The 19,833-nt window shown below is 36.7% G+C and carries 14 protein-coding genes and 1 pseudogene; 11 read left to right on the forward strand and 4 right to left on the reverse strand.

What is annotated here, in order from left to right; translation table 11 throughout:
- Nucleotides 1–1,897 precede the first annotated feature (1,897 nt).
- Complete coding sequence (locus PVV69_RS03735) at nucleotides 1,898–3,253, forward strand: L-cystine transporter (RefSeq protein ID WP_273756501.1); 1,356 nt, start codon at nucleotides 1,898–1,900, stop codon at nucleotides 3,251–3,253.
- Nucleotides 3,254–3,267: 14 nt separating this feature from the next.
- Here PVV69_RS03735 and PVV69_RS03740 read toward each other — a convergent pair whose 3' ends face one another.
- The gene (locus PVV69_RS03740) at nucleotides 3,268–4,152 is read right to left on the reverse strand and encodes a methyltransferase domain-containing protein (protein WP_273756502.1); all 885 of its coding nucleotides are present in this window, start codon (nucleotides 4,150–4,152) and stop codon (nucleotides 3,268–3,270) included.
- A 185-nt stretch (nucleotides 4,153–4,337) separates the two neighbouring features.
- On the opposite strand from PVV69_RS03740, the gene PVV69_RS03745 reads away from it, so the two are divergent.
- Both PVV69_RS03745 and grxC read left to right on the forward strand, forming a co-directional pair.
- The gene (locus PVV69_RS03745; RefSeq protein ID WP_273720785.1) at nucleotides 4,338–5,123 is read left to right on the forward strand and encodes a ComF family protein; all 786 of its coding nucleotides are present in this window, start codon (nucleotides 4,338–4,340) and stop codon (nucleotides 5,121–5,123) included.
- A 48-nt stretch (nucleotides 5,124–5,171) separates the two neighbouring features.
- The gene (grxC, locus tag PVV69_RS03750) at nucleotides 5,172–5,435 is read left to right on the forward strand and encodes a glutaredoxin 3 (protein WP_273756503.1); all 264 of its coding nucleotides are present in this window, start codon (nucleotides 5,172–5,174) and stop codon (nucleotides 5,433–5,435) included.
- Nucleotides 5,436–5,443: 8 nt separating this feature from the next.
- Here the strand turns inward: grxC and ubiG are convergent, their stop codons facing one another.
- Entirely contained in the window at nucleotides 5,444–6,190 is a 747-nt protein-coding gene (ubiG, locus tag PVV69_RS03755; RefSeq protein WP_273756504.1) for a bifunctional 2-polyprenyl-6-hydroxyphenol methylase/3-demethylubiquinol 3-O-methyltransferase UbiG, read from the reverse strand.
- Between the two features lie 196 nt (nucleotides 6,191–6,386).
- On the opposite strand from ubiG, the gene PVV69_RS03760 reads away from it, so the two are divergent.
- Both PVV69_RS03760 and PVV69_RS03765 read left to right on the forward strand, forming a co-directional pair.
- Nucleotides 6,387–7,643 carry an aspartate kinase gene (locus PVV69_RS03760; protein WP_273756506.1) on the forward strand — a complete coding sequence of 419 codons (1,257 nt, stop codon included), beginning with the start codon at nucleotides 6,387–6,389 and terminating at the stop codon, nucleotides 7,641–7,643.
- A gap of 923 nt (nucleotides 7,644–8,566) precedes the next feature.
- Nucleotides 8,567–8,792 (forward strand): annotated as a pseudogene (locus tag PVV69_RS03765) (Arm DNA-binding domain-containing protein); the annotation flags it as partial.
- Nucleotides 8,793–9,184: 392 nt separating this feature from the next.
- Here PVV69_RS03765 and nhaA read toward each other — a convergent pair.
- A complete protein-coding gene (nhaA, locus tag PVV69_RS03770) occupies nucleotides 9,185–10,546 on the reverse strand; it encodes a Na+/H+ antiporter NhaA (protein ID WP_273756507.1) in 1,362 nt (453 codons plus the stop codon).
- A gap of 151 nt (nucleotides 10,547–10,697) precedes the next feature.
- Nucleotides 10,698–12,389 carry a hypothetical protein gene (locus tag PVV69_RS03775; protein WP_273756557.1) on the reverse strand — a complete coding sequence of 564 codons (1,692 nt, stop codon included), beginning with the start codon at nucleotides 12,387–12,389 and terminating at the stop codon, nucleotides 10,698–10,700.
- 366 nt (nucleotides 12,390–12,755) lie between these two features.
- On the opposite strand from PVV69_RS03775, the gene PVV69_RS03780 reads away from it, so the two are divergent.
- From PVV69_RS03780 to PVV69_RS03805, 6 genes are all read left to right on the forward strand, one after another.
- Entirely contained in the window at nucleotides 12,756–14,528 is a 1,773-nt protein-coding gene (locus PVV69_RS03780) for an SLC13 family permease (protein ID WP_273756508.1), read from the forward strand.
- Nucleotides 14,529–15,108: 580 nt separating this feature from the next.
- On the forward strand, nucleotides 15,109–15,780 hold the full coding sequence (locus PVV69_RS03785) for a tetratricopeptide repeat protein (RefSeq protein WP_273756509.1): 672 nt from the start codon (nucleotides 15,109–15,111) through the stop codon (nucleotides 15,778–15,780).
- 4 nt (nucleotides 15,781–15,784) lie between these two features.
- The gene (gene der, locus PVV69_RS03790) at nucleotides 15,785–17,212 is read left to right on the forward strand and encodes a ribosome biogenesis GTPase Der (RefSeq protein ID WP_273756510.1); all 1,428 of its coding nucleotides are present in this window, start codon (nucleotides 15,785–15,787) and stop codon (nucleotides 17,210–17,212) included.
- A 1,041-nt stretch (nucleotides 17,213–18,253) separates the two neighbouring features.
- Nucleotides 18,254–18,679 (forward strand): AtpZ/AtpI family protein, encoded by a 426-nt coding sequence (locus tag PVV69_RS03795; RefSeq protein WP_273756512.1) that lies wholly within the window; start codon nucleotides 18,254–18,256, stop codon nucleotides 18,677–18,679.
- A 7-nt stretch (nucleotides 18,680–18,686) separates the two neighbouring features.
- Complete coding sequence (locus tag PVV69_RS03800) at nucleotides 18,687–19,445, forward strand: F0F1 ATP synthase subunit A (RefSeq protein ID WP_273756558.1); 759 nt, start codon at nucleotides 18,687–18,689, stop codon at nucleotides 19,443–19,445.
- A 54-nt stretch (nucleotides 19,446–19,499) separates the two neighbouring features.
- Entirely contained in the window at nucleotides 19,500–19,730 is a 231-nt protein-coding gene (locus tag PVV69_RS03805; RefSeq protein ID WP_006589457.1) for a F0F1 ATP synthase subunit C, read from the forward strand.
- Nucleotides 19,731–19,833: the final 103 nt, after the last annotated feature.

Raw genomic sequence — 19,833 nt, forward strand, 5'->3', positions numbered from 1 at the left:
TACTTAATTATTTCTCTTTTTATCTTAATATATTATTTATTCTATACAGAGAGTAGCTTATGTTATTAAAAATAAACCTATAAGCACTCAATTATTATGCGAATAAGACAAAAAACTTTTATTATGAGATAAAAGCATATATTGCTCTATTTTTACTTTTTAAAGTGGTAATATCTCGTTGAGGCTTTTATTCCTCTCTTTACGACATAATAAAAGACATCTATATAGCAAGAGCGCAAATTATAACAGCGTTTTTTAACGATTCAGAGGATTGGGTGTTATTTTTTCTCGTATCCATAAGTTGCTTTTCTCGGCTAATACCAGTTGGAGAATTGAGAGTTTTTTGTGTACTCAAACATTGAATCATGAAAGTTTGTTGTAAATTTTACTAAAAGAAAATTTCTTTTAAATTATTCCAATCATTAATTGCATAAAGTTTGGAAAGCTTTAATTTCCTAAATTGCTTATTATTATATTCTCTCAGTATAAGGAGCTCGATTTTTCTCTTGCATATCCTTAATATATCCTTTAGCGACACGGTACTCTAAATCATTATCGTTTTTATTTTAATATAGCTATAAAGCTTATTCTATCTGATTTAGACTATATATCTTAGTACATCTCAATAATACAAATATAGAAGACAAACAATAAATTAGGCATAAAGAAATTGAGTTCTTGTTATAATAAACAAGTAGATGTGGAAGACAACTGCTGGAGTGCCAAATATTGCTTAACTAATTTATACAGATAATATGTGCTGTTTTTTGATAATTTATTCCAATTTATATTAAATAATACGCGCGATATTTAGAATAAAACATTTGACTTATAACGATAATTTATTGTTTTGATATTAAATGAGAGTCTCAAATATTATAAATTTTTCTTATTTCAAATCCCCTTATAGTGAAACAATTAAAAACAGTTCCTTGTATGCCGCAAGCGAGATTTGTAGAGAAAAACTATTGAAAAAAATGCCTCTAATAAGCCGTTTCAATACAAGGACTCTCGAAAAATAGTGAGCTGGTAAATAATTATAAGGGCGCTAGCTTACCCCTTTATAGCTTTTAAAGAGCTTAGTGTTCAATGGTTTTATGTTATACTATTTAGAGGATACGCCGTGCGGTGGACTTGGGAGCATTGAAAGGCATTTCTTTAAAACCAGCGTATCAATGTGCAGTACAATAATATGGTGTGCTTTGTGAGGAGTAAAACTCTATTAAAGAATGCTATACGTAAAAGATAATATGTATCTATCTGTTCTTGAATATGACATTATAAGTTCCAAAATCATTATATTTATATTTTTGTTATTTAAAAGGAATATTTATCACAGCAGAGAATGTACAACAGGTGTTTCAAATAACAAAAAAGAGGGTTTTACCGAGAGCTGAGAAAGAATATGTCAAGGTTCTTTTCGATAATATGATCCGTATTTTAAAAGAAATGATGCGAAAAACAATGCAAAATATTGATTATAAAATTAGCAAGGATAATTTGGGGGTATATGAAGAAAAACAAGCTATAGAATTATCCGGAAATTTACAGAGCATTATAAAAGGTTTTGTTGCTTTAAAAAGCAGGAGAAAATGCTCATGCTATTTATACAATAAGGTATATTGAAATTGTTTTTTGAGTTTTGAGATATAATGTGCACTGTTTATATTTTATCCATAAACTTTGATAGATTAAGGGGGGAGTGCTTTTATTTAATTTTTTTATCTTCTTTAAACAGCTATTAATAGATAAAAATTCCTCTTTTAACCTATAAATTAAAAAAATAATGATTTTGTAAAAGCTTTGTAAGCTTTATATTCCATTTTCGAATATTAGGCATTGATTTTAGATTGTGCATATTATTCAATCTCAAGCATAACAATAGTGGGCATAAACAATGACATTTAATTTTTTTATCAATTTATTTCTATTTGTTATTTTCTTATTATGGCTTGCCCAAAGTAAGAGGATGAAATGGAGTCTCTCACTACGTGTTATGCTAGGGCTTATCCTTGGTTTAATTTTTGGAAGTATTTTGCAGGTTATTTATGGCGAAGGTGAAACCACTTTGTTGAAATCGGTTGAATGGTTTAACATTGTTGGTAATGGCTATATCCTGTTACTACAAATGATTGTGATGCCATTGGTTTTTATCTCTATCGTTTCAGCAGTTGCTCATTTGCATTCTGTTTATGCTGTTGGAAAAATGAGTATAATGACAATTTCAATATTGCTCTTTACCACTGCTCTTTCAGCGTTGGTTGGAGTCTTAGTTGTTAATGTCTTTGGATTAACAACGAGTGGTTTGATCCATGAAGGACAAAATGTTTCTGCTGTTCTTGGGGATCGTATTTCTCAACTTGGAGATATGAATATTCCGAAGATGATTTTATCTTTGATTCCTAAAAACCCCTTTGCTGAATTGAGTGGAGCTAAACGTACATCAATTATCAGTATTGTTATTTTTGCATCATTTTTAGGGACTGCAGCTCTTTTTTTAAAGAAAGATGATCCAGAAAAAGGGGAAAAAGCACTTTTATTTATTCAAGTAGCACAAGCTTGGATTATGCGGTTAGTCCGTATTGTGATTGCTTTGACGCCTTATGGTATTTTTGCACTGATGACTAAAGTAGGAGCATCTTCACACGTTGCCGATATTTTAAATTTATTGGTTTTTATTATCGCTTCCTATGTTGGTATTATACTTATGTTTGCAATTCATGGTGTATTGCTTGGCATATCAGGAATTAATCCCTTCCGGTTTTTCAAAAAAGTTTTGCCAGTTTTGACATTTGCTTTTAGCAGTCGTTCTAGTGCTGCAAGTATTCCTTTGAATATTGAGGCGCAAACGCAATGGATTGGCGTACCACAATCAATAGCCAGTTTTGCAGCTTCTTTTGGAGCAACAATTGGACAGAATGGTTGTGCAGGTCTTTATCCAGCAATGCTTGCAGCCATGATAGCGCCCTCTATGGGGCTTAATCCTCTTGATCCTATGTGGATTGCTACTCTTGTTGGTGTTGTAACGTTGAGTTCTATTGGTGTTGCTGGTGTTGGTGGTGGTGCTATTTTTGCTGCATTAATAGTATTGCCCATTATGGGGCTTCCTGTTTCCTTGGTTGCTGTACTTATGTCTATTGAACCTCTCATTGATATGGGGCGTACAGCTCTCAATGTAAGTGATTCAATGTTGGCTGGAACGATAACCAGTCAGATGTTAAGGACAACGGATAGAAGCATCTTTGAAAAATAATTTCCATGTTAAATCTACAGTTTTTTAGGGTGTTTTACAAAAACATTTGTAAGAGATATTTGTGCTGATCCTGGTTTTATAGGTTTTTGCTGATTTGGGTGAGGGGCCCAACCAGACAGCCAAATAAAAGAAAAATGTGCGCGAATGCGACCATCAGGATCGCTAAATTGTTGTGCATAAATTTCAGCTGCACGGAGAAAAAAGCGTTTGGATACAGGACGCCGTGAGCGATTGATGAGCGCATTTTGCATTCCCATAGCTTTAAGATCATTTATGAGATCAAACATTGTATTGTAGCGTATGGTAACATCTTCAATATCTGCGACAGGCAGAGCAAAACCAACACGCTGCAAAAGAGCACCAACCTCACGAATATCGGCAAAAGGATAGATCCTAGGGCTTGCTCCATCATAGATTTCCATTTCAGCTTGAAGGAGGCATTCACGTAATTCTCTAAGTGTACCAGCCCCCGCCATAACAGCCAGAAATAAGCCATCTGGTTTTAGGATATTTTTTATCTGACTAAGAACGCCAGGGGTATCATTGGTCAATTGTAATGAAAGAAGTGACACGATAAGGTCACAATAATTGGGGGGAAAATCAAGAAATTCTCGAGAACGTAAATGAAATTTTTTGTCATGGCTTTGATAAAGCATATCGGTCTCGATACGTTCTATGCAATGGACTTTTCCAGTTCTCAGAAGAGCTTGCGCAGCAAGATCTGTATGGCTGTGTAAATCGAGCGCTAATGTAAAGAGACGATCAACAGTACTGAGGCGCCTAAAGAGATCTTCAGCCATATGGGACAGTAAAAAGTCATGTCCTTCTTTTGCTTTTTGGAAAGCACGTTTGCGGAATTGTTCAATGCGGTCGTGATCAAAAATGAAAGGATGTGACATATTGTTAAAGTCTTTCAATTTGTAATGCGTATATTTTGAGAAGGTTCATTTTTGCGCAAGCTCTGTCAAGCTTATGATGTGAAAGAAAAACAAATTTATAAGAAGTAAGAGTTTTTAAAGGAATTAAAGTTAAAAAATGTAAAAGGATTTTTTGTATAGGGAAGCTATAAAAGCCTAAATTAACGATGTTATACTTTCAGGAAGTGGCGTTAAATGGCGGGAGTATATTAAGTAAGTTCTTTGAGCGCTTGCTCACAGTTTTGTATCCACCAATTTGTCCTGGATGTAAGCAAAGAGTTTCTTCTTGTGGTACGATTTGTCCTGAATGTTGGAGAGGACTCCAATTTATTACAAAACCCTATTGTCCTGTTATGGGAATTCCTTTTGTTTGTGATATGGGAGATGGTTTTCTCAGTGGTGAAGCTCTTAAACACTCTTATCCTTTTTCGCGTGTTCGCTCAGCTATTGTTCACAAAGGCGTGGCGCAAGCTTTAGTAACGCGATTGAAATATGGAGATCACATAGAACTGGCATCTTTTATGGCGAATTGGATGGTATCTGCTGGGCGCGAGATTATAGATGATTGTGATGTTATTATTTCCATTCCTTTGCATTTTCGTCGTTTTTTGAAGAGACGCTATAATCAATCTGCTGAGCTTGCTCGTTATATTGCAGGAGCGCAGAAAAAAAATTTTAAGCCTGGCTGGCTTGTGCGTTGTCGACATACCCGTCCGCAGGTGAATTTATCTGCTAGGGAACGAAAACTAAATGTGTTGAATGCCTTTGAGGTACCTGATAAAGTGAAAAAATATTTAAGGGGGCGTTCTATTTTGCTCATTGATGATGTTTTCACAACAGGTGCAACAGTTACAGCAGCTGCTGCAACATTAAAACGTGCAGGTGCGCGTCAAGTTGATGTGTTGACATTTTCGCGTGTACTAAACGAGGCTTCTATTTTTCCTAATTTTTAAGAGAAGCTTTAAGCCAAAACGAATTTGAAAAGATTGGAGAATAACATTATGAAAGAGATCGTACTTTATACACGTCCTCATTGTCCTTACTGCACGAGAGCAAGAGATTTACTTGATAAAAAAAGGGTAAAATATACAGATATTGATGCGTCTACTTCTCTCCGCCAAGAAATGGTGCAGCGCGCCAATGGGCGTAATACATTTCCACAAATTTTTATAGGTGATTATCATGTAGGCGGTTGTGATGATCTGTATACTTTAGAAGAAGAGGGGGAGCTCAATTCTTTGTTGCAAGACGTAGAGAAATTGTAGATGTATGCTTACCGATTATTTTTTGCCAGAAACATATAGTTAACAGCCATATCTTTTGAACGATTCCAGCTGTCATTTAATGGATTATAAGTAATACCAAGCTCATCAACAACAGTAAGAGTATTTTGGAATAGAAAATTTTTAAGTTCGTGAGGTTTTAAGAATTTTTTATAGTCATGTGTTCCTTTGGGAAGCCAACGTAGGATGTATTCAGCACCTATAATAGCCAGTCCCCATGACTTCCATGTGCGGTTGAGTGTCGAGACAAACATCAACCCTTGTGGTTTGAGCATTTTTGCTGTGGCTGCTATGAAGAGATTAACATCAGCCACATGTTCAACAACTTCCATATTGAGGATGATATCAAATTGTTCTCCGTCATTGGCAAGTGCTTCTGCAGTGGTGATACGATAATCAATTGAAAGACCATTTTGGGCTGCATGTTTTTTTGCGACTTCAATATTTGTATGCGCAGCATCAGCTCCCACAACCATAGCACCAAGACGTGCCATTGGTTCGCATAACAAGCCACCACCACAACCAATATCAAGAATTCTCAAATTTTTGAAGGGTGTAAGTGAAACAGGATCACGCTTAAATTCTAAACAGATTTTTTCTCTAATGTAAGCAAGACGTGTTGGATTGAATTGATGAAGAGGGCGAAATTTTCCTTGTGGATTCCACCATTCCGTAGCGATACGTGAAAAATGATCAATTTCATCTTGGTCAATAGTCGTACGCTTTTCATTTAGCATGTCACGCTCCTTTTACTTTTTTATGATTAAGTCAGATGGATTTTATTTTAAAGTCAAGAGAAAATAATATAAACATAACGAAACTTGCACAAATGATAGATATTCGGTATGTGAAAGGATAGTTTGCTGATACGGTAGTAAGTCTCTATTCTCACTGTCGTTTGAGAGAAGAAATGTAAAGGTAAGAGTGTGAGCGATGGCACGCATTGTCATGAAATTTGGCGGAACATCTGTAGCAAACATTGAACGTATTCATAATGTTGCACGGCATGTTAAAAGGGAGGTGGATGCAGGCAATGAGGTTGCGGTTGTGGTATCCGCAATGGCTGGAAAAACCAATGAGCTTGTTCAGTGGACTTGTGAGGCTTCGCCAATATATAAAGATACTTACGAATATGATGTCGTTGTTTCTTCTGGGGAACAGGTAACAGCGGGTTTATTGGCTCTTACACTCCAAGAAATGGGCGTGAATGCTCGTTCATGGCTTGGTTGGCAAATTCCTATTCGCACCGACAGTGCGCATAGTCGTGCACGTATTACAGATATTGATGGATCTTTTTTGATACAGTGTTTTCAGGAAGGTCAGGTTGCCGTTATTGCTGGTTTTCAAGGGTTATCTCCAGATAATCGGATTTCTACTTTAGGGCGTGGGGGATCAGACACCAGTGCTGTTGCTATAGCGGCAGCTATACAGGCTAACCGCTGCGATATTTATACAGATGTGGATGGTGTTTATACAACGGATCCACGTATAGAGCCTAAGGCACGCCGTTTATCAAAAGTTGCTTTTGAAGAAATGCTGGAAATGGCTTCTCTTGGTGCAAAAGTTTTACAGGTTCGTTCTGTTGAATTGGCAATGGTTCATAAAGTCCGTACTTTTGTGCGTTCGAGTTTTGAGAATCCTGATCTATTAGATGCGAGGGATGCAATGAATTCTTCTGGAACACTTATTTGCGATGAGGATGAAATCGTGGAACAACAAAATGTTACTGGTATTGCTTTTGCTAAGGATGAAGCGCAAATTTCTTTGCGTCGGCTTGCAGATCGTCCAGGGATCTCTGCAGCAATTTTTGGTCCCTTGGCGGAAGAGCAAATTAATGTCGATATGATTGTGCAAAATATTTCTGAAGATGGCTCGAAAACGGATATGACTTTTACTGTACCGTCAGCAGATGTAGATAAGGCTGTTACTCTTCTTGAGAAAAATCGTAAAGAAATTGGGTTTGATGTTATCCAATTTGAGAGTGATCTTGCCAAGGTTTCTGTTATTGGTATTGGAATGCGCAGCCATGCAGGTGTTGCGGCTACGGCATTTAAGGCTTTGGCAGAAAAGGGTATTAATATTCAAGCAATCACGACCTCAGAGATTAAGATTTCTATTTTGATTGATAGCGCTTACACTGAACTTGCTGTGAGAACATTACATGCTGTTTATGGACTTGATAAGGGATAGACATTCTTTAGATCTAAAAAGATTTCTAAAAATATGGACTATGCATATATACAGAGTGTATAGGACAGTGGAGAATTTGCTGCATAAATGCCGAGAAGAAAAGAATAAGTATACCATCTTTTCAAAGAAACATGTTTAGAGAGGAAATTTTGTAAATGCTAAGATGCGTCCATGTTTTTGATTTCATAGGATTGTTTACACAGTTATACAAAATTGGTTTGCTGTACTATGTTTCATGGATATTTTCTATTTTCATAAAGCGATGATTAGAAAACTCTATCTGTATCTCGTAGATTTATTCTTTTCGTGAAAGATGAATAAAAATCTCAAATAAATGTTTGTGCAATAGTTACTCCTAAAGAAATATTCTCAATTGAGGAAATGTACCAAAACTCTCTTTTTCCCCTATCGTAATTGATTTATTTGCGCTTACAGGTCTTGGATATGGGGTATTTACAGTAAGCGCAGTAAAACATTTTCTTCTGATCTTTTTCTAGTCCTCAATAACGAAGATTCCCACCACTGCTAATCTATAAACAATCCAGCTCCTCTCGGTTGGTTTCACCTGCTGACCATTCGTATAATTCGCGTCGTAAGGTTTTAAGGAAAAGTCCTGCTTTGAATATCCACCACATCATCTAAAAACATTTAAAGTGTGTAGGGTCTTATATCACTACCCTAAATGACAATATTTTATAGCATAATAGGATAGCTCTCAATCAACCAAACGTCATGTATTCTGTTGTATACAACACATTGATTTATAAAGCTAATTTAGTGTTATTCATATTGAAGGAGAGTCCCGAGTATCGTAAGATTCTTTCGTTTCAAATCTGCTTATCGTGAATCAATCAAGTTCACTTGCTTGCACGTCAAAAGCGGGGCTGGAGTGTGAGTAAAAACTGTACAAGAAAGGAGTAAAAATGCCTCTTATGAATCGTCTTAAGTGCCAAGGGCTGTAGCAACATTGGGGGCTGGTAAATATAAAGATGATGCCGGCTTATTACTCCACAAGCGTAAAGATGGCGGTGCTCAATGGCTTTATTGTTGTACCATTCATGGGTGCCGTCGCGAAATGGGCTTGGTACCTTGAGAGATGTCTCTTTAAAACAAGCCCGTGAATTGGCAACTGAGTGGCATTCTGTTTTAACCACAGTTTGCGCAATGGGAGTATGTTGAGATACTTTTAAATATTATCTATTTTTCTGCAAATACTTGCAATGAGCAATTTGTTCTATGATGATTGCTTTATTGATTATCTCAATAGGCAAGGTCTCTTTGCATTTGTGAGTTAAGATTTAATCAGATGCAGGCATATTTCTCTATGTAGGTCAGACATTATTTAAATTCCATTTTTTTTATAAAGTTTATCAGAGAATAAGTTTGAAAGAAAATAAGCCTTTTTTACTGACTTATTGATGATGAGATAAAGCAGGTTAGAAAATTTTCCTCATTTTTCTCTACCATTAGAATAAATTTTAGCGCAATGAATAAGCTAAATTACCTTTTAAAAGCGAGCATAAAAAATACTGTTATTTGTTTTACTGAGAACTATGAAGAGCTTTTTTATTGCGCTTGATATAAATGAATCCATATCCAAGACCAGCCAGAGCTGATAAACCAGACCCACAAAGGACACCAATTTTTGCAGAATCAAGCAGGATAATATCCTTAAAAGCAAGCATTGAAACGAAAATAGACATTGTAAAGCCAATTCCTGCTAAAAAGCCAATGAGTAAAAGGCCTGTCCACGTCATCTGAGGAGGCAGGCGACATAATCCTGATTTCACTGCGAAATAACTAGCAGCAATAATACCACAAGGTTTACCCACAAACAGACCAATCACAACACCAAGCACAATGAACAACGATTCATGAGAAGAAAGATCAAAATTTGCAAAACTAACACCAGCATTTGCAAAGGCAAAAATTGGCATAACGCCGTAGGCAACCCATGGATGCAATGCTTTTTGAACACGTATTACTGGCGCGATCATATCGCGTTGTCCTTTACGCATTTTTTTCAATGCAGTTGAAATATGATGTAGATCTGTTTTGGTATTTTTTTCTTGAAGAACTTGCATTGCGTTGCTCAACATGGTGAGCGGTGCTACAAGAGTACGAGTAGGAAAAACAGGGGTCATCATGCCTAAAATCACGCCGGCAAGGGATGGATGAACACCTGTTGCCATTAACCCCCACCAGATGATTGCACCAGGCAGAATGTAAAGCCATGCTGATGCAAGGCCAATCCATTGAAAAAAGAAAACTAAAGCAATACCTGCTGCGGCAATAATAAGTCCACTAGGGTCAATATTTGTTGAGTAGAAGAAAGCAATAATGAGAACTGCAATGATATCATCAATAATTGCTAAAGATAAGAGGATAATATGAAGATTAGAAGGAATTCTTTTGCCAAGGAGAGCCAGAATGCCTAGCGCAAAGGCAATATCTGTTGCTGTTGGCACAGCCCAACCATTCGTATGTCCCCCATTAAAGTTGAAGCTAAAATAAATAATTGCTGGAAGACAAACTCCACCTATTGCTGCAACGATTGGTAGTACTGCTTGTTTAAAGTCGGCAAGAGCACCTTCATGAATTTCACGTCGAATTTCCATTCCTGCGACGAGAAAGAAAATAGTCATAAGGGCATCATTAACCCAGAAATGCAAATCCCATGAGAGGGAGAAATGGCCAAAGTTAAAGCCAAAAGGTGTATGCCAAAAAGATTCATAAAGAGACGCATATTGAGAATTGGCAAAAATGAGTGCAGCAGCAGCAGCTAATAAAAGGACAATACCGCTGAGAGCTTCAATATGGAGAAAACGCTCGATAGCGGAAAGTGCTTGGTTGGTAACACGAGAAGCACGATTGGGTAGGCGATTTGAAGATAAATCAGACATGAACAACTCCAACTATCAGCAATTTCACAAATATATATTTTGCACAAGCTACTCCGTATGATACTTTTTTTGTATCATACAAAAGAAAAAAGAGGAATAAAGCTTTTAAATTATAGACAACAACATCATGCTGAATGCTAAAACATGGCTTTTAAGGTAATGCTTCATTCTTTACGGAGAGATGTACTTTGTTCAAAACTGTGGACAAATCATTTTGTAAGGCAGATTCAAGATCATTTATTGTGAGTCCCTTGTTGTCTTTTGCTTTAATTTTGATAACCAAGGTTTGAGGATTTTCAGCAAACTCGCCAAAAGCCTTTGAAATCTTTTCCGCTTCGTCATGACTTTTTAGCAGTAGTTTTGGAGTTTGTGTCATCATCAGATAGAAGTTATCATAGAGTTCTTTTTTAAGATCATGTTTTGTGTCACTAAGATTTTGTGCAAGATAAGAAAAAAGCTTATCAATAAAACCAGCATCCGTATAGCTGATGTCAATATCGGTAAGACCAAGATTTTGAGAAGCAGCGATCATAAAATCTTTTTGGGCAGAAAAAAGTTTTTCATCAACATCAACAACCTTTGCGGTTATTTTTCCAGATCCAATATTTTTGATGTTGAAAGACATTGCATTAAGAGAAAGCATACGTTTTTTTTCATCATAAGAAATATCTAGTTTTCCTGAAAGATCAAAACGTTCAAGGTTTATTTTTTTGAGTAAATCTAAGTCTTTTTTTTCTATTTTTTTAGGTAAAACTGAAAAGTTATTAAGAGAAAGAAGAAGTTTTTTCGGTATAGGTTGCTTCCACAGGCTTGGTTTGAATTGGAATGATTCAAGCGTTGCTTTCAACTGTGGTATATCAATGGCGAGATTATTCACTTCTGCATCAGCTGAGGTAATAGCGAGCAGTGTATTGAGAAGGATACCATTTCGTGCTGTTTTTTCAGCGTCCTGATTATTTTCTTTTCTGGCGTTAAGATAAGCTTTAATCAATTTTTCAGGCGTTTGTTTAAGCGGCTTCATTTTTAGACCAGATGTTTTAAATTGTCCGAGCAAGAAAGAAGCATTTTTTTCTGTTTCTTGAAAAAGATCAACTCTTATATTATTCAAAGAAATGGTGCCAGTAATGGTTTTTCCTTGATTGAGAACGTTGTTTTCCCCCAGAATAATGGAATATGCGTAATTAATATCAATGTCATGGGCTTTTATTGCATCACTTTTAGCGACAAGAGACATCTGTTTAGCACCATTTACTGCTATCGTTGTTAAGTCCATGTTTTTAAAGCCAATAGAGCGAATATGACCATTTTTTAAATCAGAAAGCTGAAAATTCTTCATTTCAAATTTTTCAACATTTTGATGGGTATTGTTCACAGAAAGCTGTATATCCGGAGCAACGATTGAGGAAAGTTCAATCCGCATAATTGATTGCAAAAGGCGCGATGTGATTGTACTATCTTTTTCCTTTAGAAAGACACCATTGAGAGAAATTTGGGGAATTCTCACATGAATATCATGATACGTCAAATCAACATTATAGAATGTAAAAGCGCCAGGGATAAAAGAAATAGGAGGACGAGCAGAAAGAGCACCAATTTTAAGTGATGTGCCAGCAGGGGTCGGGAGTGTAACATTTGTTAAGTTGACTTTACCTATGATACTAACATCGGATGTTTCCGCTTTTATAGAACGGCGGGCTATTTCTTGTTTCACAAAATTATTAAGATAGGGTTTTGCCATATAAAAACCACCAACAATTATAATTGCTAGGACAGTAAAAAAACCAATAATACAAGTTAGCCAATATCTTAGATTACTGTGATACTCACTATTAAGATTAACCATCATTTCTTCTTTCGCTTTTATCATTGTATGTGAGAATATAGACAAGTTCCTTTAAGCGAGGACAAAGGTTCAGATAGAGTATGCACCGAACAGTTATCTCCCTCCACCCGCTTTGTACATGTAGAATCATTCTCATCTTTTTGGCAATATGCTTTCATCAGATGTCACCAAATTTCTTTAATTTCAATATTTTATAAAAAATCATTTCATAAGAAGAAAGTCTGTGTCGATTACGATTATGTTTGTCATTAAAATATTTAAAAGTTTTCTCATGTAAGCTTTTATCTTGCTGCTATTTATAGGGAAAGTTAAAAAATAAAACATATGTTATTATTTATTGAAATCTAATGGGGAAAGATGGGTATCATGACAGAAGATCAAATAATGGCGTTTACTATCATTGGATTCATGATGGTTGTTTTTATTTGGGATAGATTCCGTTATGATCTTGTTGCTATTTGTACCTTATTGATTGCTTGTACTGTTGGACTTGTCAGTCCGAAGGAGGCATTTAGCGGTTTCAGTAATGATATTGTTATGATCGTGGGAAGTGTATTTGTTGTCAGTACGGCTATATCGCGTTCTGGTATCATGGAATTTATTATCCAACGGATATGGCCAGATGTAAAATCAGTGCGCTTTCAGTTGGCTTTTTTGGTTATTTCCGTGGTGTTTTTGTCAATGTTTGTGAAAAACATTGGTGCTTTAGCTATCATGCTTCCGATTGCTTTTCAATTTGCTCGCCGTTCTCAGGTTTCGCCCTCTGTTTTTTTGATGCCTATGGCATTTGGTTCTTTGTTGGGCGGTCTTATGACACAGATAGGAACTTCTCCCAACGTTGTTATTTCAGCGATGCAAGAGCGTTTAACGGGGGCTCCTTTTACCATGTTTGATTTTACGCCGGTTGGTGCAGCTGTTGCTACTGCTGGAGTATTATACGTGGTGTTTTTTTCTTGGCGTTTACCTGTTCGTGTCCGTTCAGGTGTATCGTTTGATGATGCTATTGATATTCGTAACTATGTTTCAGAAGTACATATTCCAACAAATTCACCGATTGTAGGAAAAACCATTGTTGATTTGGTGAAGCCATCAGGTGGTGATGTTATGGTGCTTCAAATCATCAGAAACAAAGTGTCTATTTCACCACTACCAGATTTTGTTTTGTCTGAAAACGATATTGTTTTGCTGGAAGGTTCGCATACAGGATTAGATAGTGTAATGAATTCTGCTCGTTTAGAATTTTCTACGGATAGAACTCTTCCTACGGGTGATAAAGACAGTGACATCGATATTATTGAGGCCGTTGTTACACATAATTCGCCTCTTATTGGTATCAGTGCAAAAGAGTTTTCACTCTTTGATCGCTATAATGTCAATTTTCTTGCCTTAAGTCGTCAGCATGAAAGGATACGGGGAAGGCTTGGTGATATTGTTTTTCATCTTGGTGATGTAATTGTTTTGCAAGGGCAAGATATGATTATTCCAAATTTGTTACGGGAATTGAAATGTTTGCCCTTAGCCAAACGTAATATTGTGTTCGGTAATTTACGACATGGTTTCATCTCTTTGGCTATTTTATTTATAGCGATCATTTTTACGGCTTTTCATATTGTTCCTGTTGCCTTTGCTTTTTTTTCTGCTGCTGCAGCAATGGTTATTTTTCGCGTTTTACCAGCCCGTGATTTGTATCAAGCATTAGATGGCCAAATATTAGTTTTATTAGCAACTCTTATTCCAGTTAGTGAGGCGCTAGAGAAGACAGGATGTACAGATCTTATAGGACAATGGCTGAGTGAATTGGCGGTATTTTTACCACCATCTGGTGCTTTAGCACTGATGCTGGTTACAGCCATGTTAGTAACGCCATTTTTGAATAATGCAGCGACAGTCATGATGGTAGCACCAATTGCATCAAGTTTTGCCCATTCTCTTCATTATAAGCCGGAAGCTTTTCTTATGGCAGTTGCCATTGGTGCAGGGTGTGAGTTTCTTACACCTATTGGACATCAAAGTAATATGTTGGTAATGGCCCCAGGGGGATACCGTTTTAGTGATTATCCACGCTTTGGTGCACCACTAGCAGTATTGGTAGTTATTGTTGCTGTTCCAATGCTCATGTGGATTTGGCCATTACAATGAAATGCTTTTAGAAACTGTAGGTATCAGGTACAAAAGTTTGTCAAGGAGTGAAGAGATATTATATATACAAAGAGTTTTGCTTAAGATTGAGATTTTTATTCATCTTTCACGAAGCTCCAGCATTTATTGATCGGATTATAGGTATTTTCAATCATGACAATAAAACAATAGCTTTTTGTTCAAGAATTTTTAAAAGAATTGCCTTCCCATTATCATTTTACAAGCGAAAATTAAAAAAATGTAATACAACTATTGTTTTAAAGTTAAAAAAATGGCTGCCATACATACAGGGGGAAGGGGAATATAAAGAACTCTTGATAGAAGGGGCGATGGTGACATGATAGATCTTAAGGCAATGATCATTTCTCTCAAAATTTAAAGAGGTAAAAAACGCAATATGAACCAAAAGGCAGTTATATCATTTTTTGTTGATGCCATTGCAAAAGTCCAAGCGATTCGAATACATGTTGATTTGAAACACATGGATGAGAAAATTTAAAATTTTTAGTTAATAAGGGCTACCATCTTTGTTCATTTATGCGTAAAAGCATAAGAAAGTAATTTTTCCAAGGTATGATACATGTCGTATGATAGTTTTATTGCTGAAGTTAATGCAGAATTTCGTCAGGAAAAGGCTCTTGCTTTTTGGAGGCGTTATGGTTTTTCAATTATTGGGGCAGTTGTTCTTTTTATATTCATGATAATTGCTTATCAAGTTTATCATCATGAGCAGATAAAAAAAGCCGGTTCTGTTGGTGATGCATTTGTTAAAAGCTTTGATTTTGCGGATAAACGTCAATTTGATGAGGCGCTAAAGCAATTGGAAGATGTTAAAGTCTCTCATTTTGGAGGATATCCTTTTCTTGCTCGTTTGCATGAAGCCTCTTTATTTATGGAACAAGGTGATGTTGTTAAATCGGTAGAGGCTTTTGATTCCGTTGCTGCTGATGAAAAAGCACCGCAAATTTTGCGGCAAGTTGCAAGAATTCGTGCTGCCTATATTTTGGTTGATACAGGAACCTTCGATGATGTCAAAAAGCGTGTCAAAGAGATGGCAAATGATATTGATCCTATGCGTATGTTAGCAAGAGAGGCTTTAGGTTTAGCAGCATATAAAGCAGGTAAGATGGATGAAGCAGCTGATTATTTTCGGAAAATTTCTACAGAAGGTGTGCTGAGATCAAAAGTAATAGATCGGGCTCGAATTATGCTTGAGCTTATGCAAGCTGAGGGCAAAGCAAATAAGGAATAAATCTATGTCCCTTGCCATTGCTATCGTTGGGCGCCCCAATGTTGGGAAATCAACACTTTTTAACCGGTTAGTTGGGCAAAAATTAGCCTTGGTTGATGATAAGCCAGGCGTTACACGTGATCGGCGTATTCATGCGGCAAAACTTCAAGATTTGCGTTTTGATGTGATTGATACAGCCGGTTTGGAAGAGGCTGCTGATCATACCCTTGAGGGGCGTATGCGTTCTCAAACAAAAGTAGCTATTGATGAAGCAGATCTTATTTTATTTATGTTTGATGCGAAAAGTGGAGTAACACCAAGTGATTTAAATTTTGCTTCGCTAATACGCAAGTCAGGAAAACCAATTGTGCTTGTTGCCAATAAGTCTGAGTCGAAAGCGGCAAAAGGGGGAGAGTATGAAGCGTGGTCATTAGGGTTTGGAGAGCCTTGTCCAATATCTGCTGAACATGGTTTGGGGCTTACAGATCTTCGTGATGCAATTATAGATGCTATTGGCAGAGCGCGTGCTTTTGAAAGAGAACACAAAGGAGAGACTATTGCTGTAGAGCCTGCATCTGTTGGTGATGATGTGGAAGATTTGCAAGAAGAGGAGTGTGTTTACGATGAAAATAAGCCCATTCGGATTGCAATTGCAGGGCGTCCCAATACAGGAAAATCAACTCTCATCAATAGCATGTTGAAACAAGAACGATTATTAACAGGACCAGAAGCGGGACTTACGCGCGATTCTATTTCGGTAGATTGGCAATGGCGCGGTCGACATATTAAACTTTTTGATACTGCAGGTCTGCGTCGAAAGTCAAAAATTCAAGAAAAATTAGAAAAACTTTCTGTTGCAGATACTTTACGTGCCATTCGTTTTGCAGAGGTTGTGGTCATTGTTTTTGATGCAACGATACCTTTTGAAAAGCAGGATTTGCAAATTGCTGATCTTGTGATTCGTGAAGGACGCGTTCCGCTTATTGCTTTTAATAAGTGGGATCTTGTAGAGAATAGTCAGGAAACATTGATTGATTTGCATGAAAAATGTAGCCGCCTTCTCCCACAGGTTCGTGGTTTAAGAGCTGTCCCTTTATCAGGACAATACGGTCAGGGAATTGATAAACTGATGGAAAATGTCATGATAATGCACCGTGTATGGAATCGCCGTATTTCCACGGGCAAATTGAATCGATGGCTTGAAACTATTGTTGCGCATCATCCTCCACCGGCAATTTCGGGGCGTCGACTTAAAGTTAAATATATAACACAGGTTAAGACACGTCCTCCTGGGTTTGTGATTTCTTGTTCGCGACCAAAAGTAATGCCTCAATCGTATTTACGTTATCTATCCAATGGATTGCGTGATATGTTTGATATGCCTGGTGTACCAATTCGCATATCATTACGAGCATCTGATAATCCTTTTGCAGTACGTTCCAGAAAGAAATAATTCTTCTTTGAGTAAGTGAAGGTCTGTTGAATAATGCATTGAAAAGTCAGCTTATTTCACAAATATAATGTATTATTCTCAAGATTGAATTGATCAATTCAATAGATAATGTCGTTATTTTTAATAAAAGAGAAAACAGCTCTTTATTGAGCAAGAGATTGCTTCATTTTGTTGTAGCGTAAACGTCATTCTTTAGCATAGTGATATGAGGCATATAAAACTGTACATGTGGGGTGTTTTTATGAATTGTATGGCGAATATTCAGAGTAGAGTCTGTCCAAAGTGTTTATGAGATGAAACATTATGAGTGTCAACAGTAAGGCTACCTTCGAGAAAATTCAGATTGTTTACAGAGAGGCTCTGGGAGAAGCCCTTGTGCTATTTCAACTTCTCTTGCCCAGAAAAAAGAAAATTGTTTATGGAGAGGTTGTGAGAAGAAGCAATATATGAAACAAAATCGTTTTGGGAAAAAACGCATAACAATGCTGTTTTGTGTCAAGAAAATTGCTAAACATTTAGCATTATGGGACAGAAAAGCAAATTTACAGTGATTTATTCAAATAAAAAGCAAAGCTATTTCCTAGTTTATCAATATTCAACAGTGAAGAGACGATCAAGAAAGCGCTTACAGTTGTGAAAAATTGTATTAGCTATATCTAAAATTCTCTTTATAGAAAAATCCATAAATCAGAGTCTGAAGATTATATTTTAAGATAAAAAAAGCTCTCATGAGAACCATATATTATTTACTTATGATGGATGAGATATACAATAAAGATATTTTTCAATATGTTTTAGAGTTGTGTTATAAGGAGAGAAAGTGCATTAGGGTGAGAGAGCACTGTATGATTTGCAGATGAGAGATGATTATTTTAAGATATATCAGTGATTGAAATTTGTAAAATTGGAAGGCATATTATTTATTGCGATAAATTGTGATAGATTTCTTTTAGCGTCTTGACGAATAAATTCGCGAACAATATGATGCCCAAGGTTTTGTAAAGTACGTTTTGACTCTGCTTTTTAACGAAGGAGCTGATGATGGCAAAGGACGGTGAACCCGTTATGCCAAGAGAGAGAGCTGAAGGAAAAAAGCAAGGAGACTGTTTTCATTCAGAGGATTTGGAATGTCGTAGTCATAAGTTAGGTTTAGCTTTAATGCGTAAACAGGCATTAAAGAAGCGGGAAGAGAAGGATGGGGGAGAAGAAAAAGACGGTGGAATTGCACGTGCAGTTAAGCTTTCCAGTGAGTTTTTGGCAAGTATTGTTGTAGGTGTTGTTTTGGGGTTGGGATTTGATAAGATAGCAGGTTCATTGCCATGGGGGTTGGTATTTTTTCTTTTTCTTGGATTTGCTGCTGGTGTATTGAATATTCTTCGGTCTGTGGGCTATATTGCTCCCAGTCAATTAGAGAAAAAAGGCGTATTGCGCCAAGACAAAGGGGCCAATGAAAGGTCCGATAAATGAGGTTGAAGTGACATCGCACGCTCCAGATCCTATTCATCAGTTTGAGGTTTCACGACTGATTAAGATTTCCATAGGAAATATGGATTTTTCATTTACAAATGTATCACTTTTTATAGTGGCGACAGTTGTTGTAACGTCAGTTTTTCTTTTCATGTCATCATCAAGTCGTGGATTAGTTCCAACACGGATGCAGTCTCTTTCAGAAATGGCGTATGAGTTTGTAGCGTCAACTTTGCGAGAATCATCTGGAGTGCAGGGAATGCAGTTTTTTCCTTTGGTTTTCTCCTTGTTTAGTTTTATTTTGGTTGCTAATTTTATTGGTCTTTTCCCTTATTTTTATACGGTTACTTCTCAGATTATGATCACGTTTGCATTGGCGATGTTGGTTATTTTGACGGTGATAGGTTATGGTTTTTATAAACATGGTATTGGTTTTTTGAAGCTATTTGTTCCCAGTGGTGTCCCTGTTATGATTTTACCTCTTGTGACGATGATTGAGGTTATTTCTTTTCTCTCTCGTCCCATCAGTCTTTCACTTCGTCTTTTTGCTAATATGCTTGCTGGTCATATTACCCTCAAAGTATTTTCAGGTTTTGTCGTTTCAATGGTTGGGGTAGGAATCGTAGGCATTGGTGGTTCAATTTTACCGCTTATTATGACCGTAGCGATTACTGCTCTTGAATTTTTAGTTGCATTTCTTCAAGCTTATGTCTTTACGGTTTTAACTTGCATGTATCTTAATGATGCAGTTCATCCAGGACATTAATAAAACTGGCGGTTTTCCGTCGAATGGTACAATTTCGCTTTAAAGGAGAATAATATGGAATTGGTGCTTGCAGCAAAATATATTGGTGCTGGTCTTGCTTGCTTTGGTATGGCGGGTACGGCTTTGGGTTTAGGAAATATCTTTGGGAGCTATCTTTCTGGTGCGTTACGCAATCCATCTGCTGCCGATAGCCAATTTGGCCGTCTCGTTTTTGGTTTTGCTGTAACAGAGGCTTTGGGTATTTTTTCATTGCTCATTGCTTTGTTGCTTCTTTTTGCGGTTTAATCAATTTTTAAGTAAGGGTATGTCTGTTGTCTTGTAACAGGCAGACATGCCCTTTTGCTTTTGAGCCAAAGGATGTGAGTGAATTGCTGTCAGTATCAAGGAC

Origin of the sequence: Bartonella sp. MM73XJBT (assembly GCF_028618465.1) — a bacterium.
GTDB lineage: Bacteria > Pseudomonadota > Alphaproteobacteria > Rhizobiales > Rhizobiaceae > Bartonella.

Excerpts from the sequence above, each read along its gene's own strand:
- ubiG (WP_273756504.1), bottom strand. The coding sequence starts at position 6,190 with ATGCTAAATGAAAAGCGTACGACTATTGACCAAGATGAAATTGATCAT.
- PVV69_RS03735 (WP_273756501.1), top strand. The coding sequence starts at position 1,898 with ATGACATTTAATTTTTTTATCAATTTATTTCTATTTGTTATTTTCTTA.
- PVV69_RS03775 (WP_273756557.1), bottom strand. The coding sequence starts at position 12,389 with ATGGTTAATCTTAATAGTGAGTATCACAGTAATCTAAGATATTGGCTA.
- der (WP_273756510.1), top strand. The coding sequence starts at position 15,785 with ATGTCCCTTGCCATTGCTATCGTTGGGCGCCCCAATGTTGGGAAATCA.
- PVV69_RS03805 (WP_006589457.1), top strand. The coding sequence starts at position 19,500 with ATGGAATTGGTGCTTGCAGCAAAATATATTGGTGCTGGTCTTGCTTGC.
- PVV69_RS03760 (WP_273756506.1), top strand. The coding sequence starts at position 6,387 with ATGGCACGCATTGTCATGAAATTTGGCGGAACATCTGTAGCAAACATT.
- PVV69_RS03780 (WP_273756508.1), top strand. The coding sequence starts at position 12,756 with ATGACAGAAGATCAAATAATGGCGTTTACTATCATTGGATTCATGATG.
- PVV69_RS03785 (WP_273756509.1), top strand. The coding sequence starts at position 15,109 with ATGTCGTATGATAGTTTTATTGCTGAAGTTAATGCAGAATTTCGTCAG.
- nhaA (WP_273756507.1), bottom strand. The coding sequence starts at position 10,546 with ATGTCTGATTTATCTTCAAATCGCCTACCCAATCGTGCTTCTCGTGTT.
- PVV69_RS03740 (WP_273756502.1), bottom strand. The coding sequence starts at position 4,152 with ATGTCACATCCTTTCATTTTTGATCACGACCGCATTGAACAATTCCGC.
- PVV69_RS03745 (WP_273720785.1), top strand. The coding sequence starts at position 4,338 with ATGTTATACTTTCAGGAAGTGGCGTTAAATGGCGGGAGTATATTAAGT.
- PVV69_RS03795 (WP_273756512.1), top strand. The coding sequence starts at position 18,254 with ATGGCAAAGGACGGTGAACCCGTTATGCCAAGAGAGAGAGCTGAAGGA.
- grxC (WP_273756503.1), top strand. The coding sequence starts at position 5,172 with ATGAAAGAGATCGTACTTTATACACGTCCTCATTGTCCTTACTGCACG.